Below are 18,027 nucleotides of genomic sequence, written 5' to 3'. Positions count from 1 at the left end.
CGCAGGCTGCGTCCTCCCTGGTTTACATAAAAAAGAACCCGGCTACCAATTGGGAGCCGGGTTCTTTTTTAATTCCGGGCTTTCGGTCTTAGAAGATGGGCAGCACGTTGCCTTGGAAGGTGTCGTTGATGTAGTTGCGGACGGCGTCGGATTTCAGCGCCTCAACCAGAGCAAGGACGGCGGCATTGTTTTCGTTGCCCTCTTTCACCACGACGACGTTGGCGAAAGTCTGGGCGGCCTCGGAGGAGGAGTCCTCCAGGGCGATGGCGTCCTGGGCGGAGGAGAAGCCCGCCTGGAGGGCATAGTTGCCGTTGATGACGGCGATGTCCACCTCAGAGGTGACGTTGGGCAGCATGGCGGCCTCCAACTCCTTGAACTGCAGGTTCCTGGGGTTTTCCTCGATGTCGTTGGGCGTGGCATTCAGGCCGGCGCCCTCCCTCAGCTTGATCAGACCCTGGGCCTCCAACAGCTGCAGCGCGCGGGCCTCGTTGGTCACGTCGCTGGGCACACCCACGGTGGCGCCGTCAGGCAGGTCCTCCAAAGAGGCGGTCTTGCCCGGATAGACGCCGAAGGGCTCGTAGTGGATGGCGGCCACGCTGACCAGATGGGTGCCCTTGCCTTCGTTGAACTCATCCAGATAGGGCTGGTGCTGGAAGTAGTTCACATCCTCGTCGCCCTCTTCCACGGCGGTGTTGGGAACCACGTAATCGCCGTATTCGGTGATCTGCAGATCGATGCCCTGCTCGGCCAGGACGGGCTTCACCTGCTCCAGGATCTGAGCGTGGGGCGTGGGGGAGGCGGCGACCTTCAAAACCACGGTTTCGGCGGAGCCGGAAGCGCTGCCGGACTGAGAGCCGGAGCCGGAAGCGCTGCCGCTGTTGCTGCTGCCGCAGGCGGCCAGGGACAGGCTCAGGGCCAGGGCCAGGATGAGAGACAATACCTTCTTGTTCATACGATTTCCTCCTTAAAAATGTTTGGATTATTTCAAGCGCTTGTCAAGCTTGGCTGACAGCAAACTGAAAACGGATTGAATGAGCTGTACCAGCACGATCAGCAAAATGACCGTAGCCAGCATCATGGCGGGGACGTTTCTCTGATATCCGTACCGGATGGCCAGATCGCCCAGGCCTCCCGCGCCTATGGCGCCCGCGATGGCGGTGTAGGCAAGGATGGTGATGACGGAGATGGAGCCACCCAACACCAGCGAGGGCATGGCCTCCGGCAGATAAACCTTCCAGACGATCTGAGGGGTGGATGCGCCCATGGACTGGGCGGCCTCCACCACGCCGGCGTCCACCTCGGCCAGGGAGGTTTCCACCATGCGGGCGATGAAGGGGGCGGCGGAGACGATCAGGGGGACGATGGCGCCCTTGACGCCGATCTTGGTGCCAACGATCAGTTTGGTAAAGTCCATGATGGCGATCATCAGGATGATGAAGGGCAGGCTTCGGCCGATGTTGATGACCCAGCCCAAGATGCGGTTGAGCGTCCTGCGGGGCCAGATGCCGTGGGGCTGGGTCAGAACCAGCAGCACCCCCAGGGGCAGCCCGATCAGATAGGCGAACACCGTGGATATAAAGACCATTATCAGCGTGTCGCAGGTGCCCTCCAACAGCAAAGCCCCATATTGGGACCAGAATTCGGAGGTAAAGAACTCAAGCATTTTCTTCCACCTCCTCCACAGTGACATCGCGCTGGGCCCGGATATAGGAGAGGGCCTTTGCGGCCTCATTGGGATCCCCGGGAAGCCCCAGGAGCATGGTGCCGAAAGCCCTGCCGTTGACGTTGCGGGTGTCGGCGCCTAAGATGTTCACCTTCACACCGCACTCGATGGCCAGCGAGGCGATCAGGGGTTCATAGGCGGAGCCGCCGTTGAAGGCCACCCGGACCACCCGCTGGGCGGGGAACTGTTCGATCTGGGCGCCGCCGGGATAGACCAGCCGCCGGGCAGCGTCGGTGGTGGGATTGGAGAAGATGTCCTCCACCCGGCCCTGCTCAGCCACCGATCCGCCGTCTAAGATGGCAACCCGGGAGCAGATCTCCTCGATGACGCTCATCTGATGGGTGATGACCACCACCGTGACGCCAAGCTTCTCATTCAAATCCTTCAGCAGCGCCAGAATGGACTGGGTGGTGGTGGGATCCAGAGCGGAGGTGGCCTCGTCGCACAGCAGCACCTTGGGATCGGTGGCCAGGGCGCGGGCGATGGCGATGCGCTGCTTCTGGCCGCCGGAGAGCTGCACCGGGTAGGCGTCGGCCTTGTCGGACAGGCCCACAAGCTCCAGCAGCTCCAGAGCCCGCCGCCTGGCCTGCTCGGCGCCGACTCCGTTGATTTCCAGGGGGAAACAGATGTTTTTGAGACAGGTGCGCTGCATCAGCAGGTTAAAGCTCTGGAAAATCATGCTGATGGATTGGCGGGCGCGGCGCAGCTCCCTGGGGCGCAGCGATGTGATCTCCGCCCCGTCCACCCGTACGGAGCCGCTGGTGGGCCGCTCCAACAGGTTCATGCAGCGCACCAGCGTGGACTTCCCCGCGCCGGAGAGGCCGATGATGCCGAAAATCTCCCCGGCCTCCACGGATAAGGTGATGTCACTGAGCGCAGCCACAGCCCCCTCGCCGGTGCCGAAGGTCTTGCTCAGATGCTCAATCTGAATAATCGGTTCACTCACGGAATGAATCCCTCCTGTGTCGGAATTGGCCCAAAGACCGTGAAATAAAAAATCGTCCCCGATGCATTGCATCAAGGACGATTCAAAATCGTGGTACCACCTTGGTTCACCGCTTCTTCACAAAAGCGGCCTTTGAGAGTGCCAGCACACTCCTGCGCGATGACGGGCGCCTCCGTCGCAGCCTATGCGGATTCCGCAGTCGGTGCGCGACTCCAAGACCATGTTCAGCAATGCCTTCCGTACCTCGTTTCCACCGGCCGAGGCTCTCTTTAACGTATCTCAATGCCTACTCTTCTCTTCATTGTCTTTTTCCTATTCAGTTGCTATGATCCAGAGTTTACATGGAAACAACGCATTTGTCAACTGTGCGCGCTGCCCATAAAAAACAGGAACTGGAAGGTGAAATTTGTACAAATTATTTGATTTTGCACAAAATGAAGAAAAAAGCGGAGAAGAGCCGTATTCTTCAGCGGTGGAATTGAAACCTGAGGAAAAACCTGTTATACTTTTAAATGAAAAGATCACACATTGGGAAGGCGCGCTATGGGCGACAGAAAAGAGAAAAAAAACTGGGTGCTTGGGCTGATCTGCGGCGCGCTGATGGGCGGCGGCGCGATTTTGCCGGGCGTCAGCGGCGGCGTACTGTGCGTGGTGTTTGGCTATTATCGCCCCATGATGGAGATTCTGACCCATCCCAAGCGGGGGCTGAGCAAATATTGGCGGATGTTCGTGCCCGTGGCCATCGGCTGGGTGCTGGGCTTTTTTGGCTTTGCCAAGCTGATTGCCGTCCTGTTCAGCGCTTCGGAGCTGCTGGCCACCTGGCTCTTTATCGGCCTGATCGTGGGCACTATGCCCTCGCTTTTCCGGGAGGCGGGAAAAGAGGGACGAGGCTGGCCCGCCTGGACGGCCCTGACGGTCTGCGCCCTAACCATGGGAGCCGGACTCTACTATGTGGGCCATGTTGCCGCTGTACAGGTGGAACCTAATTTCTGGTGGTATACCTTCTGCGGAATCCTGTGGGGACTGGGCATTGTGATCCCCGGCATGACCACGGCCTCTATTTTGATGGCCCTGGGCCTCTACCAGCACCTAACGGAGGGCATTTCCAATCTGGACATCGTGGTGATGACCGCCTGGATTCCGGGCCTGGTGCTGACGGTGGCGCTGCTGTCCCGGCTGATGAGCTACCTCTTCCGCTCCCATTACCCGGTGGCCTTTCACGCCGTGGTGGGAATTGTCATCGCCTCCACGGTGATGATCATCCCCACGGCCTATTCCGGCGCCGGAGAAGCCCTTGGCGCGGCAGCAAGCTTTTTCGGCGGGTTTGCCATCGCATTTTTGCTGGATAAGATAGAATAGATATCCCTCCCTCCGGGGAGGGCTTTTTATTTCTGAGCGCCGCTTGGAAATAAAAATTGTCCATGCTGGCCGCTGTGCGGCTTATGGCCTGAATTCCGGGCGCGTCCCCGGCTCGACCGGAGATATGGGCATAAAAACAGGTAAACCGCTTTTTGCATAGGTTTTCCATTTTAGGCCAAAATAAGTCCAAAATGAGAGGGGGAGCGATATGACCAAACTGACGCTGCTGGAGCTTGTGGACGCTTTGGGGATCAAAATGGTGCCGGAGATGTCTGAGTCGGAGTTTCACGACGCGGCGCAGGGGCAGATGGATGCCGACGACCTGTTCCGGGAACTGCTGCGTGGGGAGGGGCTGGTCGCCTGTCAGGAAAAAATTCTCCGATGGGCACATGACCTCTATGGAGTTCCCCGGGAAAGGGAGCAGTGAGGCTGCGGACCGGGGAAACCGGGGCTGCGTCGACCGTGGGAAATACTGAAAAATAAAGAAAAACACAAGATTTGAGTTGAAATTTTTAAGACTGCGTGGTAACATGAGCGTATGTGTAGGGCAAACCCGGCGAAAGCCGGCGACGCAAAGCTATAGGATCGTCAGTTATCTACGACAGCCAGCTGCAACACAAAAATAGGGGAAATGGATTTCAACGGGGAATCATTGCCTGTATTGATGTGAAACCATGGAAAAACTGTCGCTGTAACTTAACAGCGGCAGTTTTTTTATTTTATCTGGAGAGGGAGCAGCGGGGTTTGCATCGCTTGGGGGAGGGGGCAGCAATGGGAAATCGGAAAAATCGCGGCTTCACCCTTCAGGAGGCGCTGCTGGCCGTCGTGCTGGTCGTGGTGCTGGCCGCAATCGCCATTCCATCTGTGATCACGCTGCGCCGGAGCCTGAAGCTGCGGGAGTTGGACGACACTGCCCGCTCCCTCTATCTCACGGCACAGAATGAATTGACCGGCCGCAGGGCCACAGGCACTCTTGCGGAACTTCAGGACGCCCTGACGCGGGAGCAGAGCCTGAAGACCTTGGGGGCAAAGCCTCAGGACGCGGAGGATGACGCCTGGACCAGCCTCTACTACATCTCCTCCTCCCAGGCGGAGGAGCTCTTTCCCGACACCTGCCTGACACTCTCCACGCTGGCGCCGGAGGGCAGCTTTTTGATAGAGCTGGACCCGGCAGGCGGCAGCCTCTATGGACTTTTTTATGCTGAGCGGCCGCTGCTCTATTCGGAGGTCACCGCCCTGTCCAGCCGCAGCCGTGAGGACCGGAGGGCTGAGGAGATCGGCTATTACGGCGGCTTCTCCGCCGCTGCCGCTGGGGGGAGTCCGGCGCTCAGGCCCACAATAGAGGCGGTGAACAGCGAGGACCTTTATATAGCGTTTCACTGCGCCGGACTGAAAGAGGCGGTGGTTGACCAGAGAAATCTGACGCTGGCGCTCACCGTGACCGACGAGTCCGGGGCGGCGGACCACCGCTGGAGCCGCAGCTACACGGGCGGCGACGCGGAATTCAGCGTACTTGCCACGGGAGAGGTGACCACAAGGCTGCTGTTGGACAGCCTGAGACAGGGAGAGCACTTTGCGGAGCTCACCGAAGGGCGTCTGACTCCGGGTGACAATCTGACTGTGACGGCGGTCATCACCTACAGCGGGAAAGAAGGGGTTTTGCGGGGCGAGACCTGGACCACGGTGAACAGCCTTTTTGCGCAGAAGCGGGAGGCGGAGGGCGCCGTGGAGATAGATGTGGCCTGTCTGCGCCATTTGAACAACCTGCGCGGCGACTGCTATGACGGGCGGGCCGGAAGCAGCATCCGTCAGACGGCGGACATCAAGTTTGCCCCGGACAATTGGCAGGAGCTTGCGATGCCCGGCGCGTCGGCGGGGGAGCGGCCGCTGTCTGCTTTTTCCCCCATTGAAAACAGCGTTCTTTTCAGCGGCGGCACAGTTTATGACGGCTGCGGGAATCTGCTTGAGGGGTTTGAGATCAGGGGCGCCGACAATGTGGGACTGTTTGCCTCCCTGCGGGACTGCACGGTCCGCAATGTCCGCATGAAGGATGCGGCCGTCAGCGCCGCCGGGAGCTGCGCGGGCGCTTTAGCCGGCAGAATCGACGGGGTGTCGGCGGTGGAAAACTGCGGAGCCTGGCAGGAGGACTCCGGCTCTGTGGCGGCCCGCGGCAGCTCCGTGGGCGGTTTGGTGGGCCTGTGCGGAAGCGGCACCCTGGAGATGAAGGGTTCCTTTTCGGCGGTGGATGTCACCGGAAACTGGTATGTGGGCGGTCTGGTGGGCCTGGTGGACGGCGCCCTATCCGCGGAGCGCTCCTACGCCTCGGGTACGGTCACGGGAAATTCAAGGGTGGGCGGCCTGGCGGGGCTTTGCAACACAGGCGGGAAACTGGAGATCAGAGACTGCTATACCACGGCCTCCGTGACCGCCGCGCTCAGCGCGCCGGTCACCGCCCAGCGGGCGGAGGAGGACCAGGCTGGCGGCGCCATCGGCAATGCCGGCGGAACGGTGCGGTGCATCGGCTGCCGCGTCTACGGGAAGGTGACGGCTCAGACCGCCTCCGGCGCTTTTTACGGCAAGGGCGCGCTGAGCGCAAGCGGATGCGTCTACCTGGTCCAGAGCGGCTATAACGATGACTTTCCCCAAACCGGCCAGATCGGATTGACGGCAGCCTCCTATGGAGAGTTGGAGAGCTCGGACAACAGCGTGCGCAACAGCCACCCCCACAGCGAAAAGCTGCGTGGGTTGGCGTTCCCGTTCCCCATGGTGACGTCGGATCACTACGGCGACTGGCCGCTGGAGACGGAGGCCCCTGTGGAGGCGGATATTCCCTATGGCCTGTGCTACTATGAGCGGTATGGGGACGGCTCCTGGGGCTTTTACGGCTACGATCGGGAGGAGAAGCTGCAAGACAGCCTTGCCGGAAATGAAAGGTCCATCGCGGAGGCCGGCTACGGCGTCCTCTTGCTGAGCGGCGAATCGGCGGCCGGATGGTTCCGGGACTATGGCGGCGCGGCCTTGGACGCCCCGGTCACAGTGCGCTTCGGCGGCGTCAGCGGTGAGCTTCATCCCCTCAGCGCCAAAGGGAAGGACCTGATGGATCCCTATCCGCTGCCGGGGAAAACGGTCTATGAGACCAAGACCCGCCGCTCCCTTGCCATCAATCCCTATTTTGGAGCGGCGCTGTCCCTGAATGCCCTTTCTCCCTCGGAGAGGGAGCCATTCCAGCTCCGCACGGCGGAGCACCTGGAGAACATCGGCGGCCACGCAGGCGGCTGGTGGTATTTCCAGCAGACCCACGACATTGAGGCCCGGGCCTCCACGGCGCGGATTGACAACTACCTGGGCTGCACGGTGGACGGCGGAGGCAACCGGATCACGGGATTGAGGGACACACTGTTTCTCTGGAGCAACGGAACGCTGCGCAATCTGCTGGCAGAGGGTGTGGAAATCCGCCAGAGCGACGCCTGCGCCGCTCTTGTGAGCGCGAATACAGGGACGGTGGAGGGATGCGGCGCCACCGGCAGCGTAACGGGGACCGGCGCGGATTCCGCGGCGGCATTGGTCTCTCTCAACAGCGGATATGTCAGAAATTCCTGGGCCCGGTGCGACGTGGCGTCCGAGGGGCCTGCGGCGGGGCTGGTTTTCCGCAACGGCGGGAGCGTTTCAGACTGCTACGCGGCTGGTACCGTGTCCTCCGGACAAGAGAACGCGGCGGGGCTGGTGGTGGAAAACAGCGGCACCATCGCTTCTTCCTATGCAAACTGCGCGGTAACGGCGGAGAGCGGCAGCGCGGGCGCCCTGGTCTGTACGGCCGGCGCTATCATAGACTGCTATGCGGCCGGTTCCGTGACGGCAAAGAATACCGCCGCGGGAATCGCGGCGGTGACCGGTGGCAGCCTTCGCGCGGAGCGGTGCTACAGCGTGGCGGAGATCAAAGGCGGCGCCCGCCGGTACGGCGTGGCCCCGGCGGGTGCGGCGGAAGACTGCCGGTGGGGCTATGGGCCGGGATACAATGAGGCGCTTCAAGGCGGCGTGGGCCAGCCCATCACGCTGAACGATCTCACGATGCTGCGGATGGCGGCGCCCTGGACGCTGGAGACGGCGCCGGCGCAGTGCCATCCCCGGGCGCAGGAACTTCAGGGGAAAGCCTATCCCTATCCGCGGCTCTCCGCCTTGGACCACTGGAGAGACTGGCCCCTGAGCAGCAAGCAGATCGCAGCCGGTGATCTGGGGGCCGTGATCCTCTGCGGGGAGAACAGCGCCGGCGGGCCGGATGGGGAGTCCATGATAGTGGGACTGAGCATCGGAGCGGACGGGGAACCGGCGTCCCGGTGGCCGGTGCGGGAGAAAAACTGGCACCCACTGGGCTACGGCATTTTGCTCAGCGGACGGAAAGACGAATCGGAGTGGACGGTGGCTTATACCAGCAGCCGGGGCGGTACGGTCCGTATGAACCTGAGCGCCCTGAGGCAGATGCCGGAACTGGCGCCGGAGGGGATGCGCCTCTACCTGCTCAGCGACCCGGATATCATCAGGGGCGCCAAGGAGACCACGGACCTTGTGCTCACGGATGGAAAAACAGCTTACCGCTTCCGGATCAGCTATGATGACAGCAAGGAACCCGCGGTGGAATTCGTTGGATAAGAAGGGGAGACCACATGGGCGGTGCCAGGTCAAAACTGCATAGCCGGCGGGGCGCGTCGCTGCTGCTGGCCCTTGGCGTCTGCCTCATCTTCTTTCTGGTGGGGTCGGTGGTGCTGGGGTCGGCCACCGCCAGCGCCTCCCGGCTCAAGGGACGCCGGACGCAGGAGCAGGCTTATCTCTCCCTGAGCTCAGCGGCGCGTCTTCTTCAGGAGACGCTGGCCGGCTCGGAGTGCAGCGGCTGGACCAGCCGCACCGAGTACACCTGCGGCTGGGAAGCGGATACCGCCGGGCGCTGCGGCGGCCTCACGGGAGACGACAACTTTCTCACCGATGCCGCCTGGCCGGTGTTCTGCGGCCGGACGGGGGCGGGCGACTACACCGTCAGCGCCGGGCATATGGATGAGGTCCATGTGGCCCTTGAGATGGATGAAACCTACCGGGCTGTGCTCACCCTTACCACAGACAGCTCCGACTATGTGATGACCCTCACCTTTGAGGCTACGCTGACCCATTCGGAGGCCAGGGAAACCTCCTTCTGCTCCCATGAGACCACGGAGGTCAACGAGCAGGGAGAGGAGGTTTGGGTGACGGAGACCTATGACGTCTACACCATCACCGACACCACGGTGATCGCCTGGGACGGCGGCACCATCGCCAAAGGAGGTGCCGGCCGTGGGTAAACGCTTCAGCAGAGGAGAGACGCTGGTGGAGACGCTGACGGCCATTTTACTGGTGACGCTGGCCAGTCTGATGATGGTGCGGATGTGCCTGAGCGGAATCCAGCTCAACCAGTCCGCAAGGGAGCGGGAAAATGCGTTCCGCGGGGAGCGGAACGCCGCCGAACTATGCGATCCGCTCCAGTCGTCGCCAGGGGAGGTCTCCATCCGCGGCGGCGGGAGAGAGGAGACCTATGAAGTCCGAGTGGTGGGCGGCGAGGGAAGGCTGACCTCCTATTCCCTTGTAAAGGAGGGGCGGTGAGATGAGAAGGAGCAGGGGCTTTACCCTGGTGGAGACTCTGGCCGCCGTGGCGATATTGGTGATACTGATTGCCACAATGTGGCTGGGCCTTGCCTCCGCGTCGGATACCTACCGCATCTCCCTTTTCAACGCGGAGAGCGCCACGCTGGCCGACACGGTGGATACGGCGATAGGCGACGTGCTGCGCTATGCCTTGTGGGAGGGAGAGGACCGCTTTACAAATCCGGATTACGGCGTTTCCGGGGGACGGCTGTTTCTGAAGGATGGAAAGCTCTGCCTTACCCCCTCTCCCCTTGACAGGGATGCCGATGGGCTCGGGATCATGCCGCTGCTCAGCGACGGGGCCTATTCCAATCTGGAGCTTTCCGGGTTTTCCCTCTTGTATGAAGACGGGGTGTTCAGAGGAAGCTATACCATTGCCGCCGGAGAAATCTCAAGAGAAATCGAGTTTTGCTTCCGCACGCTGCGGTGCGGGACTGAAGGAGCGTAGGTTCATGGCGTATACAAGACTGGGGGATCTGCTCAAGTCTGTGAATCTCATCACCGACGAGCAGCTGTCCGCCGCCCTGGAAAACCAAAAAAAGTCAAAGCGGAGGCTGGGCGAGGAGCTGATCGCCGAACAGGTGATCACGGAGCAGCAGTTTATCGAAGCTTTGGAGATGCAGTTGGGCGTGGAGTTCATCGACCTGAGCCAGATCAGCATCCCGCCCAGGATGGCGGAGACAATCCCCAGGGGAATCGCCAAAAAGCATGCCCTGGTTCCGGTACGGCTCAATCAGAACACGCTCTACATCGCCATGACCGACCCGCTGAACTTTATGGCCATCGAGGAGGTCAAGACCGCCACCCGCCATCGTGTGGTGCCCATGATCGCCACATCCGAGGCGGTGAGCCGGGCCATCGCCTCCCTCTATGGAAACGAAGGCGCGGCCCGGGCCATCGAGGAGATGCAGCGGGAGATGCGCGCGTCGGAGGGGAGCCGGGGACCGGACCCTTTTCAGGCAAACGAGATCGGGGACGACGCCCGTTCGGCGCCCACGATCCGGCTGGTGAATTCCATCATTGAGCGGGCCATCTCGGAGCGGGCCAGCGACATCCATCTGGAGCCGGAGGAGGGCGAGCTGCGGGTGCGCATGCGCATCGACGGACTGATGCGCGCCGTCATGTCGGTGCCCAAGGATTTGCAGTCGTCGGTGGTCTCCCGGCTGAAGATCATGGGCGGCATGGACATCACCGAGCGCAAGGTGCCCCAGGACGGGCGGGCCAACGTGCGCGTCAAGCAGTCGGACGTGGACCTGCGCATGTCCACGCTGCCCACCATCTACGGTGAGAAGGTTGTCATCCGGCTGCTGGATAAGAGCGCCCGGCTGCTGGATAAGGGCCGCATCGGGCTAACCGGAGAAGACCTGGGGAAATATGAGCGGCTGATCCGCCAGAACAGCGGCGTTATCCTGATCGTGGGTCCCACCGGATCGGGAAAATCCTCCACCATGTACACCATGATCCGGGAGCTGAACCGGGAGCAGGTGAATCTGGTGACGCTGGAGGACCCGGTGGAGTACAACATCGCGGGCATCAACCAGGTGCAGATCAATGAGAAGACCGGCATGACCTTTTCCGGGGGGCTGCGGGCCATTTTGCGCCAGGATCCGGATATCATCGCCGTGGGTGAGATCCGGGACGGCGAGACCGCTCAGATCGCCATGCGCGCCGCCCTCACCGGTCATCTGGTGCTCTCCACCATCCACACCAACGACGCCGTCTCCACGGTGGAGCGGCTTTTGGACATCGGCGTGGAGCCCTACCTCATCGCCAGCGCCCTGAGCGGCGTGATCTCCCAGCGGCTGGTGCGCCGGATCTGCCCTGAGTGCAGGGAGGAGTACCAGCCCTCAGAGGAAGAACTGGCGGATATAGGCCTTCAGCCGGGCACGGAACATAAATTCTACCGGGGCCGCGGCTGCCCTGCCTGTTTCGGCACAGGATACCGGGGCCGAACCGGCGTATTTGAGCTTTTGATAGTGGACCGGAAACTGCGCGGCGCCATTTCCGCCGGAGCCGGACGGGAGGAGATAGACGCGCTGGTCCGGCGGGAAGGCAGGTTCACCTCTCTTGCGGACAACTGCCGCCGTCTGGTGATAGAAGGCGTTACTACCATAGAGGAGGCAAGGCGGATCACCAATTCCGCCGATTATGACTATGAGAGCTGAGGAATTGATTCGCAGCGCGTCGGAGGCCGGCGCCTCCGACGTGCATCTGATCTGTGGTCTCGCGCCCCGATTCCGCATCAACGGAACGCTCTGCCCCCAGGGGGAGGAGCCGCTTACGGCGCAGAGCTGCGAGGGCCTTGCCCGGGAGCTGGCCGGCGAGGGGTTTTCCGATCTGGAGCGCACGGGCGAGTGGGACGGCGCAGATACCATCGCCTCTCGCCGGGTCCGCTTCAACCTGTTCCGCCAGCAGGGCCGCTACTCCGGAGCGCTGCGGCTGCTTGCCGAGAAAATCCCGGCGCTGGAGTCCCTGGGCCTGCCAGTCGCGGTGGCCGCCCTGACGGAGCTGCGCCGGGGAATCGTGATCGTCACCGGCGAGACGGGCTCGGGCAAGTCCACCACGATAGCGGCCATGATCGACCGCATCAACCACAGCCGCTGTGAGCATGTCCTCACCCTGGAGGATCCGGTGGAATATCTCTACACGCCGGACCGGTGCGTATTCAATCAGCGGGAGGTGGGTCCGGACACCCGGAGTTACGCCGCGGGGCTGCGCTCGGCGCTGCGGGAGGATCCGGATATCCTGCTTATCGGCGAGATGCGGGACCTCGATACCATTGAGACAGCGCTGACGGCGGCGGAGACGGGGCACCTGGTGCTGACCACGCTCCACACCGGCAGCGCAGCGGACGCCGTGGACCGGATTGTGGATGTGTTCCCCGAGGCGCGTCAGCGCCAGATTCGCATGCAGCTGTCCATGACGCTCCAGGCGGTGCTCAGCCAGCAGCTGCTGCCGCTGCGCAGCGGGGAGGGCCGGGCTGCGGCCTGCGAGCTGATGGTGGTGAACCACGCCATCCGGAATCTGATCCGGGAGGGGAAGACGCCCCAGATCGCCAGCGCGGTGGCTACCTCGGCGGCCGAGGGAGGCATCTCCATGGATAACGCCGTGCTGAAGCTGTACCGGGAGCGTAAAATTTCCGCCGAGACGGCCCGCCAGGCGGCCCATGATCCGGACTTTGTCCGAAAGAATCTCTGAGCAGAGGGGTGATCTGATTTGCTCGCCTTCAAATATCGCGCCATCTCCCGGGACGGAGCCAGGGTCAGCGGTGTGGTCGAGGCCTTTGATGAGTATGAGGCCGTGGCCAAAATCAAAGAGAACTGCACGGTGGTGACGAAGATCGCCCAGGTGGAGCAGCGTGAAAGCATCCTGCACCGGGAGGTGCTGCCGCCGCGGCGGATCAGCGAGAAGACGCTGGCGGTGGTCAGCTCCCAGTTTTCGATCCTCCTGGGTTCCGGCATCCCGGTGGTCCGGGCGGTGGAGCTGATCGCCCGGCAGACCAACGACAAGGCGCTAAAGAAAATTCTGACGCAGGTGGCCGGGGATGTGGCCTCCGGCTTCGGCCTGGCCCAGAGCTTTGAGAGTAAGGGCCGGGGGTTGCCCACCACATTCATTGAAACCGTGCGCTCCGGCGAGGAGTCCGGTACGCTGGACGTGGCCTTTGGCCGGTTGAAGACATATTATGACAAGTCCTCCCGCACCAGGGCAAAGGTGAAAAGCGCCATGGCCTATCCCCTTTTTACCGTCGTTGTGGCGGTGGTTGTGGTGGCGATTATCATGGTGGTGGCGGTTCCCGTCTTCCTCTCAAGCTTTGCCGCCATGGGGACGGAGCTGCCGCTGCCCACCCGGATGCTGATCGGCCTTTCCAATTTCTTTACCAATTACAGCTTGGCCTCGCTGGGGATTCTGGCCGCGGTTCTCATTGCCCTGAAGCTCTATGGGCAGCGGGAGAGAGGGAGACTTCTCTTTGCGCGGATCCATCTCCACCTGCCGGTTTTGGGGAAGATCGCCGTGCTCAAAAGCGCCTCCCAGTTTGCCAACACCATGTCCACGCTCCTGGCCGCGGGACTGCCCGTGATCCGGGCGGTGTCCACCACCGGGAAGGTGATGGACAATTACTGCATTGCCTCCCAGGTCCTGCGCATGGTGCCCGGACTGGAGGAGGGCAAGCAGCTTGGGCTTTGCATGAAGCGCTGCCAGTACCTGCCGGAGCTGCTGATGGAGATGACCGGCGTGGGTGAGGAAACGGGCACCATGGAGACCACGCTGGAGGTGGTGGGCTCCTATTACGACAACGAGACGGAGCTTGCCTCCCAGAAGGCGCTGTCCCTGCTGGAGCCGGTGGTGATCTGCGTCCTGGCGCTGCTTGTGGGCTTTATCCTGCTGGCGGTTTACGCGCCCATGTTTGCCATGTACAACGGGGTCATGTGAGAGTGCAATTCTTCCGGAAGTTCAACCCGCTCCCGGATGGATATAAAAAAGTGATTGTCATTATAATTTTTAGGAGGAATATACAATGAAAAACCTGAAGAAACGTTTGAAAAAAGGCTTTACCCTGATGGAGATGCTGATCGTGGTGGCCATCATCGCGGTCCTTGCCGCCATCGCCGTTCCCAGCTTCAACGCGTCCCTGAACACCGCCAAGAAGGCCGCCGACGACGCCAATATCCGCACCGCTTACATGGAGACAGTGCTGCACAACTACGACTCCTCCATCACTGGTGATGCTTCTGTCAGCGGAACAACAATTACCTTTGGTGATGGCACTGAGTATAAACTGCAATATTACACTGAGATCGATCAGAACGGTCAGTGGAAGGGCAAATAAAATCACCGTACATTTCCTCAACCCACTGCGGGGATGAATCTGCCCCGCTGAACAACCGTTGAACCGCCGCGGGCGGGAGCCGATGGGTTGCGGCTCCCGCTTGCGATGATTCACCATTCCGGGAGGGCTTATGCTGCATCTCACGCCGGCTGTCACGATTTACATATTGACCCTCTCCGCGCTGTTTGGACTGGTGTCAGGAAGCTTTGCCAACTGCTGCGCCTGGCGCATGGCCCACGGGGAAAGCGCTGCCAAAGGCCGCAGCCACTGCGTCGCCTGCGGCCACACCCTGTCGCCCCGGGAGCTGATTCCGGTGATTTCCTGGGTGGTGCAAAAGGGGAGATGCCGCCACTGCGGCGCGCCGGTCTCCATCCGCTATCCCCTGACGGAGGGATTTACCGCCATAGCCTTTGTGCTGATCGTCCTGCGCTATGACGTGACGCTGAATACGCTGCAATTCTGGATTCTCACGGCGGTGCTGCTGACGATTGCACTGGTGGACCTGGAGACGGGATACATTCCCGATTCCCTGGTGCTGGGGATCGCGTTGGACTTTACCGTCGTCACCGCCCTGCGGGGCGGCCCTTTCTGGAGCCTCTGGCTGAAGGGCGTTTTCAACGCGGCGGCCGTGGCGCTGCCGCTGCTGGGACTGGTGCTGCTCATGGACCGGGTGCTGGGCCGGGAGAGCATGGGCGGCGGGGATATCAAGCTTTTTTTTGCCATCGGGCTCTTTTCCCACTGGAGCTGCAATCTTTTTACGCTGCTGCTCTCCTGTTTCCTTGGCATTGCGTTCGCATTGATTTTCCGCGGCGTGTGCACAGAGGACGGGGAGGGGGCGTTTCCCTTTGGCCCGGCCATCGCCGCTGCCGCGTTTTTGTCCATATTGGCTGCGGAGCCGGCCGTTCAGGCATATTTGAGCTTATTTTGAATCGGAACAAACTTCCCAAAAACGGGAATGAAGATAGAGGAGGGGAGCTTATGACCTATCTTGGTCTGGACATCGGCAGCAGCGCGGTGAAAGCCGCGGTCGTCTCCGACGGCAAAATTCAGAAGATCGCAATGGAGCCGCTGCCGGAAAACCTTGTGCGGGACGGACGCATCCTGTTGCCGGAGGCCATGTCCGACGTACTGCGGGAGATAGTGCGGAAAAACCACATCACCACCCGGCGCTGCGCTCTGGCGCTTCCCTCGGAGACGGCGATGACCCGGCGGATCGCCATGCCCTATATGACGGTGGACCAGTTGGCGGTGAATCTGCCCTATGAGTTTCACGACTACATACAGGGGGATAAGGACCTCTACTTCTATGACTACGCCGTGGTGGGCACGGAGGAGGATGAGGAGGGCCTGCCCAGAGTGCTGGAACTGCTGGCCTCGGCGGTGGCAAAGGCGGAGATCGCCGCCTGCCGTCAGATGATCGGCAAGGCGGGGCTGAGGCTGACGACGGCGGTGCCGGAGTGCATGGCCTACCGGAACCTGCTGCGCCGTTATGAGCAGGACCATCCCGGAGCGCACCCGGCGGAGTACTGTGTGATCGATCTGGGCCACGAGGCCATCCGCATGCACGTGTTCCGGGGCAGCGTCTACGAGACGACCCGGCTTGTGGACATCGGCGGCCGGGATGTGGACAGCGCCATCGCCGAGCATATGGATGTGGACCCCCATGTGGCCGCCTCCTACCGGATGAACAACTATGAGGACGCACAGCGGCTGCCTGAGTGTATGGAGCTCTATAACCGTGCGGCGGTGGAGGTGCTCCGCGCCATCCACTTCTATGGGTTCAACACGCCGGACAGCGACCTGCGGGATGTCTATTTATGCGGCGGTGGGGCCCAGGTGGAGCCCATGACCCGGACGCTGCGCTCACAGCTGGAGCTGACGGTGCACGATATCTGTGAGCTGATGCCCGAGGGCGGGGAGCTGCTCTATCCCGCCGCCGTGGGCGCGGCGCTGCAATAGGGGGGATTGGATTGTTGAATTGGAATGTATCGGCGCCGGGAAAACGGTATCCCTCCAAGCAGACGCTGAACCTGGCCCAAAGGGAGAGGGATCCCCACCATTTGGAGGCAGTGCTACCCGCGGCGCTGATCTTAGCGGTGGCCGTAGGGCTCTTTTGTAAGTTTGCCGTGGTGGACCGCCTGAACGCGGCCGCCCGGGCGGAGGCCGCCGCCGCTGCCGCACAGGCGCAGGTGGCGGAAATCCGGGTGTCCAACGCGGAGTATGACGACGTGGCGGCGGCCTATGAGGGATACGTGCTGGCCATGCGCTCCACCGGCGGAGTCGACCCTATGGAGACGCTGGAACTGGTGGAAAAAGAGCTGGTGGAGACCTCCCGGGTGGAGTATTTCTCCATGACCGACAGCGTGGTGACGGTCAAGCTCTCGGGGGTGACGCTGAACCAGATCTCCCGGATTTTTAAGTCCCTCACCGATTCCAGCCAGGTGGCCAACGTGCAGGTATATACCGCCAGCACCCAGGGGGACGACAGCGCGCTGACCACCGCCACCATGACCATTCAGCTTTCCGCTCTGGAGGGATTCGCCCTCTCCGAACCCGCTGAGGAAGGAGGCGGTGAGGCATGAACCGCACCTTTACCAACCGGGAAAAAGTGCTGCTGCTGATCCTGACTCTGATTTTGCTGTTTGTGGGCTACACGAAGGTCGTGGCCCAGCCGGTGGCCCAGCGCATGGCCGATGCCCAGCTGCTGGCCCAGGGCGCCCAGGATGAGATGGTGCTGGAGCTGGCCAAGGCCCAGCGGCTGGAGTCCATGAAGCAATCGCTGGCGCAGAGCGGCCACACGGTGCAGACCGCGTCTATTCCGGATTATGACAATCTGGAAAACGTCATGGTACAGTTGGACGCCATACTGGGGCTCTCGCAGGAGTACAGCCTCATTTTTTCCGACGTGACGTTCGGGGAGGACGGGCTTGTGTCCCGGCCCATCCAGATGATCGTTTCCTGTGCAAGCTATGAGGCGGCAAAGCAGGTGATGGAGCGTCTGGCGGGCTGTGTTTACAGCTGTTCCCTCAACGACATCACCGTCACGGCCTCCGGAGGAGAAGCATCACCGGATGTGACCAAGGGACCGGTCACCGTGGCGCTGACCGCCACCTTTTATGAAACAATTACATGAGAGAAGGGAAAAGAGCCCCATCCATTTTTGGATGGGGCTCTTTATTTGGTCAGACGTGTTTGGATTGGTAGCCCGTGCCCCACTCGGTCATGGCGTCCAGGACAGGCTTCAGACTGTACCCTGTCTCCGTCAGGGTGTATTCCACCCGGGGCGGCACCTCCGGATAGACCCTGCGGCTGAGCAGGCCGTCCGCCTCCATCTCCCGCAGATTGGCGGTCAGCACCTTTTGGGACACGGTGCCGATGGACTTTTTCAGCTGGCCGAACCGCCGGGTTCCCTCCATCAGGTCCCGCAGGATCAAAACCTTCCAACGGTCGGAGATCAGCATCAGGGTGGTTTCCACCGGGCAGGCGGGGAGTTCCTTTGCCATC

At 61.6% G+C, this 18,027-nt stretch carries 19 protein-coding genes, 1 riboswitch and 1 other annotated feature; of the genes, 15 read left to right on the top strand and 4 right to left on the bottom strand.

Going from position 1 to position 18,027, the window contains the following annotated elements:
• Positions 1 to 88 precede the first annotated feature (88 nt).
• Genes KQI82_RS11595 through KQI82_RS11585 form a run of 3 tightly spaced genes read right to left on the bottom strand, consistent with a single transcriptional unit; the run spans position 89 to position 2,657 of the window.
• Positions 89 to 952 carry a MetQ/NlpA family ABC transporter substrate-binding protein gene (locus tag KQI82_RS11595; RefSeq protein WP_216632905.1) on the bottom strand — a complete coding sequence of 288 codons (864 nt, stop codon included), beginning with the start codon at positions 950 to 952 and terminating at the stop codon, positions 89 to 91.
• Positions 953 to 979: 27 nt separating this feature from the next.
• A complete protein-coding gene (locus KQI82_RS11590; RefSeq protein WP_216632904.1) occupies positions 980 to 1,663 on the bottom strand; it encodes a methionine ABC transporter permease in 684 nt (227 codons plus the stop codon).
• Positions 1,656 to 2,657 carry a methionine ABC transporter ATP-binding protein gene (locus KQI82_RS11585; RefSeq protein ID WP_216633705.1) on the bottom strand — a complete coding sequence of 334 codons (1,002 nt, stop codon included), beginning with the start codon at positions 2,655 to 2,657 and terminating at the stop codon, positions 1,656 to 1,658. Before KQI82_RS11585 ends, KQI82_RS11590 begins: the two co-directional genes overlap by 8 nt.
• An 82-nt stretch (positions 2,658 to 2,739) precedes the next feature.
• Positions 2,740 to 2,980 (bottom strand) — a binding site (T-box leader).
• Positions 2,981 to 3,075: 95 nt separating this feature from the next.
• Here KQI82_RS11585 and KQI82_RS11580 point away from each other — a divergent pair.
• The 15 genes from KQI82_RS11580 (at position 3,076) to KQI82_RS11510 (ending at position 17,656) form a co-directional block, all read left to right on the top strand.
• A complete protein-coding gene (locus KQI82_RS11580) occupies positions 3,076 to 3,255 on the top strand; it encodes a hypothetical protein (RefSeq protein WP_216632903.1) in 180 nt (59 codons plus the stop codon).
• Positions 3,213 to 4,028 carry a DUF368 domain-containing protein gene (locus KQI82_RS11575; protein ID WP_216632902.1) on the top strand — a complete coding sequence of 272 codons (816 nt, stop codon included), beginning with the start codon at positions 3,213 to 3,215 and terminating at the stop codon, positions 4,026 to 4,028. The genes KQI82_RS11580 and KQI82_RS11575 overlap by 43 nt, the downstream gene beginning before the upstream one ends.
• Positions 4,029 to 4,236: 208 nt before the next feature.
• Positions 4,237 to 4,455 (top strand): hypothetical protein, encoded by a 219-nt coding sequence (locus tag KQI82_RS11570; protein WP_216632901.1) that lies wholly within the window; start codon positions 4,237 to 4,239, stop codon positions 4,453 to 4,455.
• Between the two features lie 109 nt (positions 4,456 to 4,564).
• Positions 4,565 to 4,645, top strand: a riboswitch (cyclic di-GMP riboswitch).
• Between the two features lie 154 nt (positions 4,646 to 4,799).
• A complete protein-coding gene (locus KQI82_RS11565; protein WP_216632900.1) occupies positions 4,800 to 8,675 on the top strand; it encodes a hypothetical protein in 3,876 nt (1,291 codons plus the stop codon).
• 14 nt (positions 8,676 to 8,689) lie between these two features.
• Complete coding sequence (locus KQI82_RS11560; protein ID WP_216632899.1) at positions 8,690 to 9,355, top strand: hypothetical protein; 666 nt, start codon at positions 8,690 to 8,692, stop codon at positions 9,353 to 9,355.
• Positions 9,348 to 9,653: a type IV pilus modification PilV family protein gene (locus tag KQI82_RS11555; RefSeq protein ID WP_216632898.1), complete on the top strand. Its 306-nt coding sequence runs from the start codon at positions 9,348 to 9,350 to the stop codon at positions 9,651 to 9,653. Before KQI82_RS11560 ends, KQI82_RS11555 begins: the two co-directional genes overlap by 8 nt.
• A gap of 1 nt (position 9,654) precedes the next feature.
• The gene (locus tag KQI82_RS11550; RefSeq protein WP_216632897.1) at positions 9,655 to 10,143 is read left to right on the top strand and encodes a type II secretion system protein; all 489 of its coding nucleotides are present in this window, start codon (positions 9,655 to 9,657) and stop codon (positions 10,141 to 10,143) included.
• 4 nt (positions 10,144 to 10,147) lie between these two features.
• Positions 10,148 to 11,860 (top strand): GspE/PulE family protein, encoded by a 1,713-nt coding sequence (locus tag KQI82_RS11545; RefSeq protein ID WP_216632896.1) that lies wholly within the window; start codon positions 10,148 to 10,150, stop codon positions 11,858 to 11,860.
• Positions 11,850 to 12,893: a type IV pilus twitching motility protein PilT gene (locus KQI82_RS11540; RefSeq protein ID WP_216632895.1), complete on the top strand. Its 1,044-nt coding sequence runs from the start codon at positions 11,850 to 11,852 to the stop codon at positions 12,891 to 12,893. The genes KQI82_RS11545 and KQI82_RS11540 overlap by 11 nt, the downstream gene beginning before the upstream one ends.
• Before the next feature lie 18 nt (positions 12,894 to 12,911).
• On the top strand, positions 12,912 to 14,126 hold the full coding sequence (locus KQI82_RS11535; RefSeq protein ID WP_216632894.1) for a type II secretion system F family protein: 1,215 nt from the start codon (positions 12,912 to 12,914) through the stop codon (positions 14,124 to 14,126).
• 85 nt (positions 14,127 to 14,211) lie between these two features.
• Entirely contained in the window at positions 14,212 to 14,523 is a 312-nt protein-coding gene (locus tag KQI82_RS15805; protein WP_277602921.1) for a prepilin-type N-terminal cleavage/methylation domain-containing protein, read from the top strand.
• Positions 14,524 to 14,653: 130 nt separating this feature from the next.
• Positions 14,654 to 15,451, top strand: a complete 798-nt coding sequence (locus KQI82_RS11525) for a prepilin peptidase (RefSeq protein WP_216632893.1) — start codon at positions 14,654 to 14,656, stop codon at positions 15,449 to 15,451.
• Positions 15,452 to 15,501: 50 nt separating this feature from the next.
• Positions 15,502 to 16,482, top strand: a complete 981-nt coding sequence (pilM, locus tag KQI82_RS11520) for a pilus assembly protein PilM (RefSeq protein WP_216632892.1) — start codon at positions 15,502 to 15,504, stop codon at positions 16,480 to 16,482.
• An 11-nt stretch (positions 16,483 to 16,493) separates the two neighbouring features.
• Entirely contained in the window at positions 16,494 to 17,105 is a 612-nt protein-coding gene (locus KQI82_RS11515; protein WP_216632891.1) for a hypothetical protein, read from the top strand.
• Positions 17,102 to 17,656, top strand: a complete 555-nt coding sequence (locus KQI82_RS11510) for a hypothetical protein (protein ID WP_216632890.1) — start codon at positions 17,102 to 17,104, stop codon at positions 17,654 to 17,656. Before KQI82_RS11515 ends, KQI82_RS11510 begins: the two co-directional genes overlap by 4 nt.
• Before the next feature lie 49 nt (positions 17,657 to 17,705).
• Here KQI82_RS11510 and KQI82_RS11505 read toward each other — a convergent pair whose 3' ends face one another.
• Positions 17,706 to 18,026 (bottom strand): winged helix-turn-helix transcriptional regulator, encoded by a 321-nt coding sequence (locus KQI82_RS11505; RefSeq protein WP_216632889.1) that lies wholly within the window; start codon positions 18,024 to 18,026, stop codon positions 17,706 to 17,708.
• Between the last annotated feature and the right edge of the window lies 1 nt (position 18,027).

The organism is Dysosmobacter acutus (assembly GCF_018919205.1).
Classification (GTDB): Bacteria; Bacillota; Clostridia; order Oscillospirales; family Oscillospiraceae; genus Oscillibacter; species Oscillibacter acutus.
Note: the sequence above shows the minus strand (reverse complement) of the source record. Positions and strands in the feature narration are given on the sequence as shown.

Bases quoted from the DNA above. Each gene is read 5' to 3' on its own strand.
- KQI82_RS11595 (WP_216632905.1), bottom strand. From the start codon at position 952: ATGAACAAGAAGGTATTGTCTCTCATCCTGGCCCTGGCCCTGAGCCTG.
- KQI82_RS11590 (WP_216632904.1), bottom strand. From the start codon at position 1,663: ATGCTTGAGTTCTTTACCTCCGAATTCTGGTCCCAATATGGGGCTTTG.
- KQI82_RS11575 (WP_216632902.1), top strand. From the start codon at position 3,213: ATGGGCGACAGAAAAGAGAAAAAAAACTGGGTGCTTGGGCTGATCTGC.
- KQI82_RS11570 (WP_216632901.1), top strand. From the start codon at position 4,237: ATGACCAAACTGACGCTGCTGGAGCTTGTGGACGCTTTGGGGATCAAA.
- KQI82_RS11565 (WP_216632900.1), top strand. From the start codon at position 4,800: ATGGGAAATCGGAAAAATCGCGGCTTCACCCTTCAGGAGGCGCTGCTG.
- KQI82_RS11560 (WP_216632899.1), top strand. From the start codon at position 8,690: ATGGGCGGTGCCAGGTCAAAACTGCATAGCCGGCGGGGCGCGTCGCTG.
- KQI82_RS11550 (WP_216632897.1), top strand. From the start codon at position 9,655: ATGAGAAGGAGCAGGGGCTTTACCCTGGTGGAGACTCTGGCCGCCGTG.
- KQI82_RS11545 (WP_216632896.1), top strand. From the start codon at position 10,148: ATGGCGTATACAAGACTGGGGGATCTGCTCAAGTCTGTGAATCTCATC.
- KQI82_RS11540 (WP_216632895.1), top strand. From the start codon at position 11,850: ATGAGAGCTGAGGAATTGATTCGCAGCGCGTCGGAGGCCGGCGCCTCC.
- KQI82_RS15805 (WP_277602921.1), top strand. From the start codon at position 14,212: ATGAAAAACCTGAAGAAACGTTTGAAAAAAGGCTTTACCCTGATGGAG.
- KQI82_RS11525 (WP_216632893.1), top strand. From the start codon at position 14,654: ATGCTGCATCTCACGCCGGCTGTCACGATTTACATATTGACCCTCTCC.
- pilM (WP_216632892.1), top strand. From the start codon at position 15,502: ATGACCTATCTTGGTCTGGACATCGGCAGCAGCGCGGTGAAAGCCGCG.
- KQI82_RS11510 (WP_216632890.1), top strand. From the start codon at position 17,102: ATGAACCGCACCTTTACCAACCGGGAAAAAGTGCTGCTGCTGATCCTG.
- KQI82_RS11505 (WP_216632889.1), bottom strand. From the start codon at position 18,026: ATGGCAAAGGAACTCCCCGCCTGCCCGGTGGAAACCACCCTGATGCTG.